This window comes from Spirosoma areae, from assembly GCF_054781775.1.
Window position 1 is genome coordinate 78,067 of record NZ_BAAGTT010000033.1, and the last position, 13,225, is coordinate 91,291.

A 13,225-nucleotide genomic window follows, 5' to 3' on the forward strand; every position below is an offset into this window, starting at 1 on the left:
ATTTGTACTCAGTCGCCCTGTTCCGTTTCCGGCATACGTCTTGACTACAGGTTGTTGATCGGTCGCAGTTGTACGAACTGGTTATTCTTAAAGTATGCTATGCGTCCGTGAAGTCTGATACCGCATTCAGTTGCTTAAATCTAAAATTACGTATCCCCAGGAAATAGACAGTCAATGGACGTTCATCCGGCGTGTGTTAACAAGTTGATTAGGAACTCTCCATGTCGGCTAATGGGTAAGCGTTTGTCAATAAAGAAAAGCGTTTCAATCAGTCTACACGCACAATTATGAAAACAATTGTCATTGGGGGAGCCACCGGGGCGGTCGGTCGCGGGCTTGTCCGTCATTTCGTTGCCGGGGGGCACCGGGTCATCGCCATTGTTCGGGATGATACCCGGCGGTCGGAGCTGGAGGTGCTGCTGAGTCGTCAGGAAACAACCAAAGCCGACACCCACATCTTAGTGAACGCCTACCAGGATGAAGCCCAGATTGCCGATCTACAGGCCCAACTAACCAAACTGGGAACCATCGACATGGCCATTGCCAGTTTGGGGGGCTGGTACATCGGTCCGAAACTGGGCGAATTACCCCTATCCGAGTGGGACACGGTGGTCAACAACAGCCTTTCCTCTCATTTCCGGTTTGCCAGAGCCGTCCTGCCGCTATTGGAGAAGCAGGCAACGGGTGCCTACCTGCTCATCAACGGCGGGGCGGCCGAGTATCCGGTCCCGCATTCGGGGGTGGTCTCCGTTATGGCAGCCGCCCAGAAAATGATGGCGCAGGTCCTTCATCACGAAGCCAGTCCGCATGGGGTCCGCGTATTCGGCGTGGCGGCTTTTGCCGTTGTCAAAACTGATTTGACCGCTCACCTCGATGAGTTGTGGTTGAGTGCGGAGGCTATCGCGGAGTTTACCCTCAAGCTGGTTGATACCCCCGGCAAGTTGGGCCACTACTGGCACAAACTGCAAACACCCGAAGACCTGTTGATTTGAACGGGGGTACGAATCAACACGCACTTGCCCATCAGAACCTTAAAAAATAACGCGTAAGACAAGCCATGAAACAAACCATTCTCATCACCGGCAGCAGTACCGGCATCGGATTTTTAACGGCTAAACGGCTGGCTCAGGCGGGCCACCGCATCTACGCCAGCATGCGCGACATAGACGGCCACAATAAGCCCCGTGCCGATGAACTCCGGCAATTTGCCCAGGCCAACGGCCTGGCTATCAGTCCCATCCAACTGGATGTTACCAGCGATGCCTCCGTTAACGAGGCCGTTCGTCAGTTAACCCAGCAAGACGGCCGGATCGACATCCTGATCAATAACGCGGGTATCTGGGGGCCGGGTATGATGGAAGCCTTCACCCTGGACCAGTGGCAGCACTATTTCGATACGAATCTATTCGGATGCATCCGAACGCTGAAAGCCGTTTTACCCCTGATGCGGCAACAGCAGCGAGGCCTGGTTATCACCATATCCTCATTGCAGGCCCGGTTTATTCTACCCTACGGTGGCCCCAACCTGGCCACAAAATGGGCACTGGATGCGGCCTCCGAAGCGTACCGGTACGAACTGGCCCCCTTCGGCGTCGAGTTCAGTACGCTGCAGCCGTTCGATATGATGACCGAAATGAAACAGAAAGCTCCCGCCAATCAGGCGCAGGACCAGACCGTTATTGACGGGTATGGCCAGCCAACCTGGGACTATATCAAAAACGTATACCTAACCCCCGATCCCACCCGGGCGGGCGATCCCAACACCGTGGTCGATGCCATTGAGCAGGTCATCGGGGCGCCAGTAGGGCAGCGCCCGTTTCGGGTCACGGTGGCCAACCCCTTTCCCCAGATTGAGCAGATTAACACGTTGCAGGCGGACATGCAGACTAACCTGTTCGGCTGGATTGGCACCGCGCATCTGCTGACGCCAGTCGTGAGCGATTCGCCTGCCGTTGATCGAACTCAGTCTTAATTAACTCGTTAAGAAACATGCCACAACGACGCGTATTCTGGGCGGCTAATGTCCGTACTAAATCTTTTGCTGACCGATTGGCTGCGGCTGCTGCGGGCAACTTCGGCGAAATGTCCATCTTCCCGAATGACGTTAAAACCTTCACCGAGGGCGGGATGTCATTGAACCAGCTTAGACAAACGGCAGCCGATCAGGGTGTCCGTATCAGCGTACTGGACCCGTTTGCGTTGTGGGTGCCCGACACAACTCCCGCGTCCTGGGCCACAGCCACTGATTTGGCGTTTGTGAACTTCACCGAAGATGACATCTTCCGCATGGCCGAAGGATTGGGTATCGAGTCCATCAACCTGATCGAAACCTACGGTAATCCGGTCGATACCGAAGCGGCTGCCGACCGGTTTGCCAACTTAGCCCGGCGTTGTGCCGACTACGGCTACCGCCTGCAACTCGAATTTATGCCTTTCTCAGGGATCAATGACCTGGCCAAAGCCTGGGACATTGTCCGGCTGGCCGATGCCCCCAACGGGGGCCTGACCTTCGACGCGTGGCACTACTACCGGGGTACTGTTAACGACGACCTGTTGCGGACCATTCCGGGGGAGAAGATTTTTCAGGTCCAGTACGCCGATGCCAAACGAGAACTCAACGGGACGCTGGTCAACGACCTGCTGCACCACCGATTGTTTCCGGGCGAAGGGGATTTTCCGCTGGTCAGCTTAGCCAGTTTGCTGACCAGCATCGGGGGTCAATCGGCGGTAGGGGTAGAGCTGTTTTCCGACCGGATCGATGCGATGGATGCTGTTGAGGCTGGTAAACAGGTTGCTCACCATTTAGATAAACTGCTGGCTGGTTAGCCAGTCATTTCGACAAAATCAATAAACAAGGTGATGGACGAGAAATCAATACAGCCACTGGTCGATGAGATGGCCATCCGTTCGCTGGCCGACAAATTCAGTGACGCAGCCAACCGCAAAGACGGGGCCATGTTCCAGTCGCTCTGGGCAACCGACGGCGCGTGGCTCATTGGTGAGCCGATCAACCGGCAATTTTCCGGCAAAATCAGTATGGGCGAATCGCTCGTGCATATGCTGGGTCTGTGGGATTTCTTCGTACAACTGACCGGGCCGGGTGTGGTACTGGTAGAGGGAGAGCGAGCTTATGCGCGTTTTTACGTGAACGAAATTGCACGGGGTAAAGACGGGACGGGCAACTACAACCTATCGATGTACGAAGACGAACTTATCAAAGAAGACGGTCAGTGGCTGTTCCACAAGCGCACGTACCACACCATCTACCAGGACGCACCTGATTACCGGGGAGTAGTGCTGGGTGTACCGGAAATCCCCGCACACATCCGGGCGAAATCGTTGAATCGTTAATGCAACCTGATATCCTACACCTTTACTGAGCGTGTTCACGTTTGTTTTGTTCCATCATTTAATCTCACACCGATCATGAAAATAGGCATTATTGGCGCTGGTAATATGGGGGCGGCCCTCGGCAAGCGTTGGGCCGCCAGCGGGCATCAGGTGCTGTTCAGCTATTCTACCGATGCAGAAAAGCTGGCCCGGCTGGCCCGGTTCAACGAGCATACCCAGTCGGGAACGGTTGCCCAGGCCGCTGCCTTTGGTGAGGTCATCATGCTGGCTGTGCCCCCGCCGTCGCTGACGGAGGTGCTGGCCAATCCAGAACCGTTTGCCAACAAACTGCTGATTTCCTGTGTGAGCGGCCTGCGCCCAGATTTTACGGGAAGCACCGTTGGTCTTCCCACCGATCTGATACAGTCCGTGGCCGAGCAGATCGCACAACGGCTACCCGATACGCGGGTGGTGGAAGCCTTTAACATCACATTCGCTCAACTGATCGAGGAGCAAACCTTCAGGGATCGGCAAGCCAGTGTTTTCTATTGCAGCGATCATTCAGACGTGAAAGAGACCGTGTGCCGCCTGATTCATGATGCCGGGTACGTACCCGTCAACGCTGGTCCCCTGCTGACGGCCCGCAGTCTGGAAACGCTGGCCTCGGCCTGGGTGCAGTTTGCCGTCGTCAGTGGGATGTTTCCCCGGCTGGGAATCAACGTATTGAAAGGGTAACCGGCCTACTCTTTTACGACTTCGTTTTTCAACCAATGAATGATGAGGGCGGTTTTCGGGGCAAATTCCGCAAAGTGCTTATTTTTCGTAAGTTGATTCTTTATTGATCACCTAAATGGCTATCTTTAGTGGCTGACGTGATTACACCATGTTTGACCGACTTAAAGCCAGTTTAGACCGTTTGCTGCCCCTTACCCCCGAAGAGTTCGTCCACTTCGTGACCCTGCTGACGCCCCGCAAACTGACCAAATACGAACACTACCTGCGGGCCGGGGAGGTGTGTACGCATATTGCCTTTATTAACCAGGGCTGCCTGCGCTACTATTACCTCAAGGATGGCAGTGAGTTTAACGGCCAGTTCTTTTTCGAGGGGTCCTGGATCGGCGAATACCAAAGTTTCCTGACGGGTAAGCCATCGATCCAGTATTTTGACGCCTTAGAGAATGCCGAGTTGTTGGTTATGCAACACCGTGACTTACAAAAACTGTATACGGACCTGCCTAAATTCGAGCGGTTCGGGCGCGTTCTGGCCGAAAATGTGGTCATCGGCTCTCAGTACCGAACCGCGTCGCTGCTCTTCGATACACCCGAGGAGCGGTACCTCAAACTAATCAGCGACCGGCCAAAAGTAGTCGAGCGGATTCCCCTGCACCACATCGCTTCTTACCTCGGCATCAAACCTGAAAGCCTTTCCCGGATCCGGAAACGACTCGCCGATAACCGCTAAGATTTTTCTTTCTTAACCCAGGTCAAGATCTTTCCTGTCGTACTTAACCCAGGTCAAGGCATGGGGCCGGACGCGGCTGCACCTTTGTTGGGTAGTTCAGACACAAACAAACTACCCGATACGGATGAAAACGACTCCTGTTTTTTTAGCTTTTGGCCTGGGAGCCTTACTGATCACGGTTGCCGTTCAGGCGCAGGATACCGAGCCGACGCCAACTAAGCTGCCCATCTATGCCAATGTCAGCATCGGCTACGGCAACACGTTTTTTTCGGGCACCCTGGCCCAGAAAGAAACCGTCAATGATGGCCGGGGCTATGGCCGCAACCAGGGCAACACCCTAACGACCTGGTTTTACGCGGCCCCCAACCGCTGGAAGGGACTGGGCGTCGGCACGGGCATCAAAGGATTCTTTGCCACACCCAACAACGGCGGCAACAACGAAACCTACCTGTTCAACTATTACCATGTGGGCGTGGGGGCCAAATATTACCTGCTTTCCAGAACGTTCAACAAAGGGCTGTGTCTGAAAAGCAGTTTCGGCATCGGACAAATGACCGAGAAGACCAAGTTTAACAACTCCCGCACCTACGAGCATCAGTTTGCTGTCGGTACGACGCTGCTGGCGGGTCTGGGCTACTCGATTCCGGTGTTCAAAAAACGGTCGGCTCTCAACATCGACTTCGATTACGAAACGTCCAACCGACGGGGCGACGTGAGTAGCATCGGCGAAGATCAGCCGTTCCGCAACAGCCACGTGAGTCTGAACATTGGTCTTGGCTTCTAAACGTACTTCCATGCAAACTGCCATTGATGTATCCAGGCAGGCCGTCCCGTATGGTCGTCCCTCTGCCAAACTGTGGTTGATTTGCCTGCTCATGGCTGAAATCAGCAGCGTCGTTGCCCCCGTCGGCCTACTCTCGGCCTACTTTCGCTTCCCGGACATTCTGCGCGAACCCGCGTCGGTTGCCCTGCCCCTGTTTGCCGCTAACGCGTCGGTAATTGTCCCGGCTTACTACGTCTTCATGCTATCGGCCCTGCTGTTTTTACCCTTGTCATATGCCTTCAGTGCGGTTCTTAAACCGGACGGGTCGTCGGCTTTACGAGGGGCACTGATTGGAACGGGCGTGGCAACGGCCATTTTTCAGGCGATTGGGTTTAGCCGCTGGGTGTTTATCATCCCATTTCTGGCTGAACAATACGGCCAGCAACCGACCCAACAGCCAACGATTGCGCTGCTGTACGAAACAATTAACCGCTACGCCGGTATGACCATTGGCGAACATCTGGGCTTTCTGGTCATGGGTTGCTGGACCATCCTGCTGGCCCTGCTGCTGCTGCGGAGCCGTGTGGTGAAACGGTGGTTTGCCGTGCTGGGTCTGCCCATTGGCGCAGGCCTGCTGGTGAGCACCGGGGAACACTTCGGTGGGCCATTAGCGGAGTTATACGGCACGATCAATTTTGTGGCCAACACCGGCTGGTCAGTCTGGTTGCTGGGGATAGGGGCATGGCTGGCCTTCTACCGCCCTGTTCGTCAATTACTTAAACCTTTGGTGATCGTCGATGCAGTGCACTAAACCGCCCTTCCGTTAGTTGGCCAACCCGTCAGGGAGACTATCCACAATGAATATAGTGTTCTGGCCTTGTGCCGACGAAGGTTTTATTTTCACCTTATTCAGCCCACAACAAGGTCTGAAAAGTTGTTTCGGATGGCTGCTCCTTTTCAACCGCTTTGCCTCGGTGTCCCGACGCTTCACGCAGGCTGAGCTGGAGCAGCACCCGACTCATTACCTTAAACCGGGGCATCAAATTGAGCAGGACCTAACCTCATGTATGATGAAAGCAGGCAACGGACAGTCCAATAACGAGTTTGTGAAAATGAACACGGAACCTATTATTGCTCATATCAATCGGTATGTTGACTTGAACGATGGGGATGCCACCCTGATTCGTGCCGCCTTACGGAGTAAACATCTTAAACGAAAAGAATGGCTCTTACGGGCAGGCGAAGTGAGCACCGATGAGAGTTTTATCGTTAAAGGCTGCTTTCGGACCATCGTCACCAATCAGGATGGATTTGAACATGTGCTGTTTTTCTCGGTCGAAAACTGGTGGGCCGCCGACATGGCCTCTTTTCTAACTCAGACTCCCGCAACGTTATCCATTCAGGCGCTCGAAGACAGTGACATCCTGCAGTTAAACAAGAGTCAATTCGATGCCCTAAACGCGCAAGTCGTCCAATTTGTGCAGTATTTCCGGGTGTTGCTTCAAAATGCCTTCGTGGCTCAGCAACGCCGAATCGTCCAGAATCTATCGCTGACCGCCCAGCAGCGGTACGAAACTTTTTTGGCAACCTACCCCGCTTTGGAGCAGCGCGTGGCGCAGAAAGAGATTGCTTCGTATCTGGGAATTACGCCCGAGTTTTTGAGTATGATTCGCCGGAAAATGGCCGGGCACTGATTTCTTAATCTAGTTTAAGCGTCTGCCAGATTAGTTGCCTGACCTTTGTGATGTACTATCACCAACCAAAAAACACAATGCAACCAACTCCAATTGAGCATCTGCTCCACGAACTTGTCGCGATGGTCGAGGCCGGTCAGGCCGTTGAAGCAATTGATCGGTTTTATCACCCCGATGTGGTGATGCAGGAAAACCACACCGAACCCCGCGTGGGAAAGGCCATCAACCGGGCCTACGAAGTCGAATTTCTGGGCAAAATTACTGCCATCCGTGAGTACAAAGCCCTGAACGTCACGGTCGGCAGTGGCGTATCGGCCATTACCTGGGCCTGCGATTTTGACCATGCCGACTGGGGGCCGACGAGATTTACCGAGATCAACGTGCAGGAATGGCAGGAGGGGCTAATTATCCGGGAGACTTTTTTCTATCAACTGTAACCGACCGTCGCCATGTTTAGCAAAATCATTTCAACCAACAATGGCCTGACTGGCTGTTACTTCGCCTGCCACTCGGTATTGTCATGCTTTCGCACGGTCTCCAGAAAGCCTTTGGCTGGTTTGGGGGCTATGGCTTCACGGGCACCATACAGTTTTTCACCCAAACGATTGGCCTGCCGTGGCTCCTGGGTTTCCTGGTTATCGTATTTGAAACGGTAGGCGCACTGGCCCTGATTCTGGGGGTACTGACACGGGTAAACGCTCTGGCAACCTTTTTCATTATTCTGGGGGCGGTGTTAACGGTGCATCTACCGGTTGGCTATTGGATGAACTGGACTGGAAAACAGGCTGGGGAAGGGTATGAAATGCACTTGCTCCTGCTTAGTATGAGTTTGGTGCTGCTTTTAGTCGGTGGTGGCCGCTACTCGATTGACCAATTTTTGAGCAGGCAATCCGCCAATCAGGTTCGACAAACAGCCCTATCCATCTCAACCGTCTTAATCAGCATCGTATAGTGCGCCGGGTAGTTCAGAAGCTGGGTTATTTGCCGACTTTACCTATCAGCAAATGGATAATTAACACCCAATTTTTACGTACATCCAGCGACTGAAGCTGAGGCCGAATTGTTTGAAAAAAATCGCCCCCAAACACCTATGGAATAGGGTGATTTGATGAGCACAGAGATTTATAGGATAAAACCGCGTCCAGACTCAACTGGCGCGGCTTTTTAGATGGATGATTCTTTCGGTACAGTCAGTTGGAAAGGGAATAAAAATCGTGCTTCATTCCCCATTCACATCCTGGACAGTTCCGATTGGGATGAACTACCCATAATGCGATTAGCGAGAACCAAACACTATTTGGAGAGCCTGTCCCAACGTATAATTTGCCATTGTTGAGAAAGTACAACGCCGGGCTAACTTATGTACGTAGTTCGGCGTTGTACTTTTGGAAGAGGTGTTTACTACCTGTTTTTATGGCAGTCCCCGGTAACGCCCAGGGTATATCCCGGCGGCTGGTTTCGCACACCGGAGGAGCGCGGCAACTGGATAAACTACCCGACCGCGTTGGCTTTATCGAAGGCAAATAACAGAGCTATGACTGGCATTCCGCTGTATGAAGACATCAACCAACTGCATCGGCTGACGGGCGCGACACTGTGCACCCGCAATCCGCTCTTTCATTGCTTCGACATGGCCGAAACGAACAATCTGGTTGTGACCAGGTTGCCTCCTCACCGGGCCAATTTTTACACGCTCGCGCTTAATCTGAATACTCAGAACCTCCATTTTACGCTTAATCAGACCGAGTTTCACGACCCACGCTCTTTTATCGTTTGTGTGGCACCCGGTCAGGTCGTTCGGTGGTCGAAAGAAGGGAATTGGTTTGGCTACTGTCTGTTTTTCAAGAGCGAATTTCTGAGCGTATCGACGACGGTCAATTTCCTGCAACAGTACCCGTTTTTTAACATCAGCGAAACCAATCTACTGCCGCTCCAGCCCGGCCAGGAGACGCTGTTATTGCCCAACTTTTACCAACTGCTGGCCGAACAGCAAACCGACTCGGCCTTTAGCCAGCCGATCATGCAGGCCACCTTACAGGCCTTACTCTGGCAGGTTAGACGTATTTATGAGGAGAGCCAGCCCATGACGCCTTCCCGGAAAGCACAGGCTATCATCACAGCTCAATTTCAGTATTTGGTCAACGAACACTACCTGACTAAAACAACCGTTGATGACTACGCCGACCTGCTCAGCATAACGGCCAATCACTTGAGCCAAACCGTCCGTGACGCCACGGGCCAGCCCGCCAAACGATTCATTACGCAGCGTCGGCTGGCCGAGGCCCGCTACCTGCTTCAGTACATGGATAATACTATCGCCGAAATTGCCGATCACCTCCGCTTCTCCGAGCCAACCCATTTTGTGAAGTTTTTCAAAAAAGAAACCGGCTTGACACCTCTCGCGTACCGAGCCAGCTTGCGACCGGTGTGACGGTACGACTTACCAGTCAATCGGCTGTTTGTCTTCAAAAAAACCACCCGTCGGGCCGTCGTCGGGTAACGTAGCGGCCCAGATAATACCAGCCACGGAGTCGGCTACCGACCGCGCTCCCATAGTGTCCATGCCCGGAGCAGTTGCCACAAAGCCCGGATTGACGGCATTTATCAGCATACGCTCGGGTTTAAGTTCGCGCGCCAGTTGCACTGTCAGGCCGTTCAGGGCGAGCTTTGAGAGGCCGTAGGACGTCATTAGCGCCGGATGGACGGGCATCCCAAAAATCGGGTGGCTAAACGAACCCGCTCCGCTGGAGATATTGACAATACGTGGCGCAGGTGCCTGTTTCAGCAGCGGATGCAAGGCTTTGATGACGCGCCACGTACCGAACAAGTTGGTGTCCAGGGCGGTTTTGGTGGTGGCGAAATCGGTTTCGAGCGGAGCTGTACCGTAGTCAAAGCCACTACCCGCATTGTTAATCAATATGTCCAGTCGCCCGAAGCGGGCCTTCACAAACTCAGCTAACTGATCGATGCTTTCATCGCTGGTGATGTCAGCCGCTTCCCCCAATAGGGTTTGCCCACCGGTCGCCAGTTTGCTGGCCAGTTCTTCGGCTTTGTGACGGTCGCGGGCGGTGATAATGACGGTGAAGCCCTGCGCTGACATCGCTTTCGCTAAACCGAAACCAATTCCTTCTTCCCGACTTACGCCCGTAATCAGGGCAATAGTACTTTTTTTAGACTGTGCCATACCAATAAATGATTTAATATTAATGTGCTGATTGACTGTTGGTTAATGTTTTATTAAGTCGTTTCGGAATGCCTGCATGTCTTGTGCAATCACAGCGGGCTGCTCCCATTCACCAAAGTGGCCGCCCGCCGGATTGACGTGCCAACGCACGATGTTATACGTGCGGGCTTCCCACTCGCGGGGGCCAACGGCAATGTCGTGCTGGAGCATCATAAAGGCGGTCGGGACCGTCACTCGCTGCCCGGCGTGGGGGCTGGGGACGTGGGCGCTTTCGTAGTACGCCCGCATCGACGGGCCGATGGTCTGGGTAAACCAATAGAGGCTGATGTTGGTCAGCAGTTCGTCCTTGCTGAACACGCGCTCAAGTTGGCCGCCAGTGTCGCTCCACGTCCGAAACTTTTCGACAAGCCAGGCGGCTAAGCCCACTGGTGAGTCGTTCAGGCCATAGGCCAGTGTTTGCGGCTTGGTCGACTGTTCCATGGCGTACGCCCCTTCGGCCTGCATAAACTCCTGCCCTTTTTGCAGGTACGATTTCTCGGCTTCGCTCAGGTCGGCCGGGACACCGAATGTGTACGGATTTGACCCCGACAAATGCAGCCCCAACACGTTGGTCGGGTGCGCCAGCGCCCACTCTTTGGCAACACCTGCCCCAATATCACTGGCGCGCAGCATGAACTGGCCGTAACCCAGTTTATCGGTCATCAGCTTTTGGAACAGTTCGGCCATGCGGCTCACCGTCATACCGGGCTGGGTGGCTCCCGGCGAAAAACCGTAGCCAATCAGTGAAGGCACGATGACGTCGAACGAACGCCCCTCGGCGTCGGCCTGGGTCAGCAACGGAGTAATTGCCGCCATCTGGACAAACGAACTGGGCCAGCCGTGCAACAGAACCACCGGCGTGGATTGCTTGCCCTTACCGCGTTCGTAGAGAAAATGAATGCGCTGCCCATCGACCGAAACCACATACTGATGAAAGCGATTCAATCGTTCTTCCTGCCCCTTCCAGTCAAAGCGGGTTTGCCAGTAGCGGGTCAGTTCCTGCACATAAGTTCGGCTTGTACCGTAATTCCAGTCGCTGTCGGCTACCTCATCGGGCCAGCGCGTAGCCGCCAGTCGTTGTTTTAAATCCCGCAGGGCATCGGCTGATACGTTGATGCGAAACGGTTTGACGTCTGGACTTAGCCGCTACGCCCGTAGCGGCATGAGGGCCGATAAAAAAAGAAGTAGTCCGGCCAGCGGAATCTTTAGACGATGAATGGATTTGTGGTATATGTTCATGGCCCTGTACTTTGTTCGGTACTGCTTGAAAATGAATGGAACAAAGGTGGCGATTGGGCAGGGCACAGCGATAATCCAGATTCGGGTTATGGTGGCAAAAATCTTGGTACTCTACCGATGGGTATAATTAAAAAAGGCACAAAAACTGTCCCGACTTGGGTATATGTTAGGCTAAGAAATACCCCATTAAAAAAAATTCCGATGAGCGAACGCCTTAACCGACTACGCCCAATAAGACGTCGGCCCGCCCGTCTCGATAGAAGGAATGCTTTGTTAGCAGGCCGAATTGTACGAAGCACTTAATATTTTTATAAAATTCTTCGAGCAATATCAGCCATGGACGAGCATAGTTGTAGGGATCCTTAAAGAGAAGTACTTTGCAAATAGGTTAACAATCAATGTGTTTCGTTACGGGTTGCACCCGTTGAGAGGAATCACGCTACTGACTTGCTTGCTGTTCATTTCGTGGAATGGATTTAGTCAATCTGCTTCCTCGGTCGGGGGCTTTCAGGCTCAAAGAGTCGGGATTGCTGGGGCCGTTGCTGCTCAAATCGGTGCAATGAAGACATATTAGGTAAGCCATGCCCCGAACAAACCACCCCGACCAGCAGGATTTTCTGCTGCTTCAATTAGAAGACATCAACGCAACCTTCCCCCAGGGGATGATGCGGCCCTACTACCAGGCTTTCCACATCAATCGGCTTGAGGGTGTTCGGCCACACATTTCGGGTAAGCAGTTCCCATATCGCAAAACCGTCACGGAGTTTTTGTTGGTGACCCAGGGGAGCACCGTTCGGGCCAAAGGCATTGATCGGCATGAGATTTCGGCCAATACATTCTTTTTCGTACCGGCCTACCAAATTCGCACGGCAGAGTCGATGAGCAACGACATCCGGGGATTCTTTTGCCACTTCCAGACCGATATCTTCAAGAACTGTTTCCTGCAAAATGATGTACTGGATGAGTTTCCATTTCTGCAATACATTGGCAATCCATTGATCCGGGTGCCGGACGAAGCCATGCCGCGTATTATGCACCTGATGGAACGGCTCGAAGCGGAATACCAAAACACGAATCCGAATGAATTTAAACTGTTTGCTACCTATCTGCTTGCCCTATTCTTCGAATTAAACCGCTTTATAGGCTTAGACGCGAAGACCAAAGATGCGGCTTCGCTGCTCACCCAGCAATACAAAAATGCCCTGATGCAGCATATCTACGACATCCATACCATAGCCGGGTATGCCGCCCACCTGTCAGTGTCGCAGACCTACCTGAACCGATGCTTACAGACGACAATGGGTAAAACTGCCCACGACATGCTCAATGAGATGCTGCTGCTCGAAGCTAAAACCCTGCTCAAACAAACGGCCTTAAGCATTAGTGAAATAGCCTACAAAATCGGTAAACAGGATCATAGCGATTTTAGCCGCTTCTTCAAACACCACACGGGATCTACCCCAAAGGAATTTCGGAAAGGAGAATGACTTCAGAATAACCCATCCGGACCCATA

General features: G+C 53.2%; 14 protein-coding genes and 1 pseudogene. 13 read left to right on the top strand and 2 right to left on the bottom strand.

The features are described 5' to 3' along the window. Positions 1–287: 287 nt before the first annotated feature. From ACYVI1_RS18305 to ACYVI1_RS18360, 12 genes are all read left to right on the top strand, one after another. Positions 288–992, top strand: a complete 705-nt coding sequence (locus tag ACYVI1_RS18305) for an SDR family NAD(P)-dependent oxidoreductase (RefSeq protein ID WP_460912185.1) — start codon at positions 288–290, stop codon at positions 990–992. A 65-nt stretch (positions 993–1,057) separates the two neighbouring features. Next, positions 1,058–1,972 carry an SDR family oxidoreductase gene (locus tag ACYVI1_RS18310; RefSeq protein ID WP_460912186.1) on the top strand — a complete coding sequence of 305 codons (915 nt, stop codon included), beginning with the start codon at positions 1,058–1,060 and terminating at the stop codon, positions 1,970–1,972. Positions 1,973–1,989: 17 nt separating this feature from the next. Further along, the gene (locus ACYVI1_RS18315; protein WP_460912187.1) at positions 1,990–2,826 is read left to right on the top strand and encodes a sugar phosphate isomerase/epimerase family protein; all 837 of its coding nucleotides are present in this window, start codon (positions 1,990–1,992) and stop codon (positions 2,824–2,826) included. 33 nt (positions 2,827–2,859) lie between these two features. Further along, positions 2,860–3,351 (top strand): nuclear transport factor 2 family protein, encoded by a 492-nt coding sequence (locus ACYVI1_RS18320; RefSeq protein WP_460912188.1) that lies wholly within the window; start codon positions 2,860–2,862, stop codon positions 3,349–3,351. Positions 3,352–3,426: 75 nt separating this feature from the next. Then, positions 3,427–4,065: an NADPH-dependent F420 reductase gene (locus tag ACYVI1_RS18325; protein WP_460912189.1), complete on the top strand. Its 639-nt coding sequence runs from the start codon at positions 3,427–3,429 to the stop codon at positions 4,063–4,065. A gap of 148 nt (positions 4,066–4,213) precedes the next feature. Further along, positions 4,214–4,792: a Crp/Fnr family transcriptional regulator gene (locus ACYVI1_RS18330; RefSeq protein WP_460912190.1), complete on the top strand. Its 579-nt coding sequence runs from the start codon at positions 4,214–4,216 to the stop codon at positions 4,790–4,792. A gap of 124 nt (positions 4,793–4,916) precedes the next feature. Further along, positions 4,917–5,576, top strand: a complete 660-nt coding sequence (locus tag ACYVI1_RS18335) for a hypothetical protein (RefSeq protein ID WP_460912191.1) — start codon at positions 4,917–4,919, stop codon at positions 5,574–5,576. Positions 5,577–5,586: 10 nt separating this feature from the next. Next, positions 5,587–6,366 carry a DUF4386 domain-containing protein gene (locus tag ACYVI1_RS18340; RefSeq protein ID WP_460912192.1) on the top strand — a complete coding sequence of 260 codons (780 nt, stop codon included), beginning with the start codon at positions 5,587–5,589 and terminating at the stop codon, positions 6,364–6,366. Between the two features lie 46 nt (positions 6,367–6,412). Beyond that, positions 6,413–7,249, top strand: a complete 837-nt coding sequence (locus ACYVI1_RS18345) for a Crp/Fnr family transcriptional regulator (RefSeq protein WP_460912193.1) — start codon at positions 6,413–6,415, stop codon at positions 7,247–7,249. 77 nt (positions 7,250–7,326) lie between these two features. Continuing rightward, positions 7,327–7,686, top strand: a complete 360-nt coding sequence (locus ACYVI1_RS18350; RefSeq protein ID WP_460912194.1) for a hypothetical protein — start codon at positions 7,327–7,329, stop codon at positions 7,684–7,686. 53 nt (positions 7,687–7,739) lie between these two features. Then, positions 7,740–8,201, top strand: a complete 462-nt coding sequence (locus ACYVI1_RS18355; protein WP_460912339.1) for a DoxX family protein — start codon at positions 7,740–7,742, stop codon at positions 8,199–8,201. A 582-nt stretch (positions 8,202–8,783) separates the two neighbouring features. Further along, the gene (locus tag ACYVI1_RS18360) at positions 8,784–9,680 is read left to right on the top strand and encodes a helix-turn-helix domain-containing protein (RefSeq protein WP_460912195.1); all 897 of its coding nucleotides are present in this window, start codon (positions 8,784–8,786) and stop codon (positions 9,678–9,680) included. A gap of 9 nt (positions 9,681–9,689) precedes the next feature. On the opposite strand, the gene ACYVI1_RS18365 is transcribed toward ACYVI1_RS18360, so the two are convergent. Together ACYVI1_RS18365 and ACYVI1_RS18370 are read right to left on the bottom strand one after the other, a co-directional pair. Continuing rightward, the gene (locus ACYVI1_RS18365) at positions 9,690–10,433 is read right to left on the bottom strand and encodes an SDR family NAD(P)-dependent oxidoreductase (RefSeq protein ID WP_460912196.1); all 744 of its coding nucleotides are present in this window, start codon (positions 10,431–10,433) and stop codon (positions 9,690–9,692) included. Between the two features lie 42 nt (positions 10,434–10,475). Next, positions 10,476–11,591: pseudogene (locus ACYVI1_RS18370) on the bottom strand (epoxide hydrolase family protein); the annotation flags it as partial. 701 nt (positions 11,592–12,292) lie between these two features. Between ACYVI1_RS18370 and ACYVI1_RS18375 the strand changes: the two are divergent. Next, positions 12,293–13,198 carry a helix-turn-helix domain-containing protein gene (locus tag ACYVI1_RS18375; RefSeq protein ID WP_460912197.1) on the top strand — a complete coding sequence of 302 codons (906 nt, stop codon included), beginning with the start codon at positions 12,293–12,295 and terminating at the stop codon, positions 13,196–13,198. Positions 13,199–13,225 lie beyond the last annotated feature (27 nt).

Bases quoted from the DNA above. Each gene is read 5' to 3' on its own strand.
- ACYVI1_RS18315 (WP_460912187.1), top strand. From the start codon at position 1,990: ATGCCACAACGACGCGTATTCTGGGCGGCTAATGTCCGTACTAAATCT.
- ACYVI1_RS18365 (WP_460912196.1), bottom strand. From the start codon at position 10,433: ATGGCACAGTCTAAAAAAAGTACTATTGCCCTGATTACGGGCGTAAGT.
- ACYVI1_RS18375 (WP_460912197.1), top strand. From the start codon at position 12,293: ATGCCCCGAACAAACCACCCCGACCAGCAGGATTTTCTGCTGCTTCAA.
- ACYVI1_RS18320 (WP_460912188.1), top strand. From the start codon at position 2,860: ATGGACGAGAAATCAATACAGCCACTGGTCGATGAGATGGCCATCCGT.
- ACYVI1_RS18335 (WP_460912191.1), top strand. From the start codon at position 4,917: ATGAAAACGACTCCTGTTTTTTTAGCTTTTGGCCTGGGAGCCTTACTG.
- ACYVI1_RS18340 (WP_460912192.1), top strand. From the start codon at position 5,587: ATGCAAACTGCCATTGATGTATCCAGGCAGGCCGTCCCGTATGGTCGT.
- ACYVI1_RS18350 (WP_460912194.1), top strand. From the start codon at position 7,327: ATGCAACCAACTCCAATTGAGCATCTGCTCCACGAACTTGTCGCGATG.
- ACYVI1_RS18360 (WP_460912195.1), top strand. From the start codon at position 8,784: ATGACTGGCATTCCGCTGTATGAAGACATCAACCAACTGCATCGGCTG.
- ACYVI1_RS18310 (WP_460912186.1), top strand. From the start codon at position 1,058: ATGAAACAAACCATTCTCATCACCGGCAGCAGTACCGGCATCGGATTT.
- ACYVI1_RS18305 (WP_460912185.1), top strand. From the start codon at position 288: ATGAAAACAATTGTCATTGGGGGAGCCACCGGGGCGGTCGGTCGCGGG.
- ACYVI1_RS18345 (WP_460912193.1), top strand. From the start codon at position 6,413: ATGAATATAGTGTTCTGGCCTTGTGCCGACGAAGGTTTTATTTTCACC.
- ACYVI1_RS18330 (WP_460912190.1), top strand. From the start codon at position 4,214: ATGTTTGACCGACTTAAAGCCAGTTTAGACCGTTTGCTGCCCCTTACC.
- ACYVI1_RS18325 (WP_460912189.1), top strand. From the start codon at position 3,427: ATGAAAATAGGCATTATTGGCGCTGGTAATATGGGGGCGGCCCTCGGC.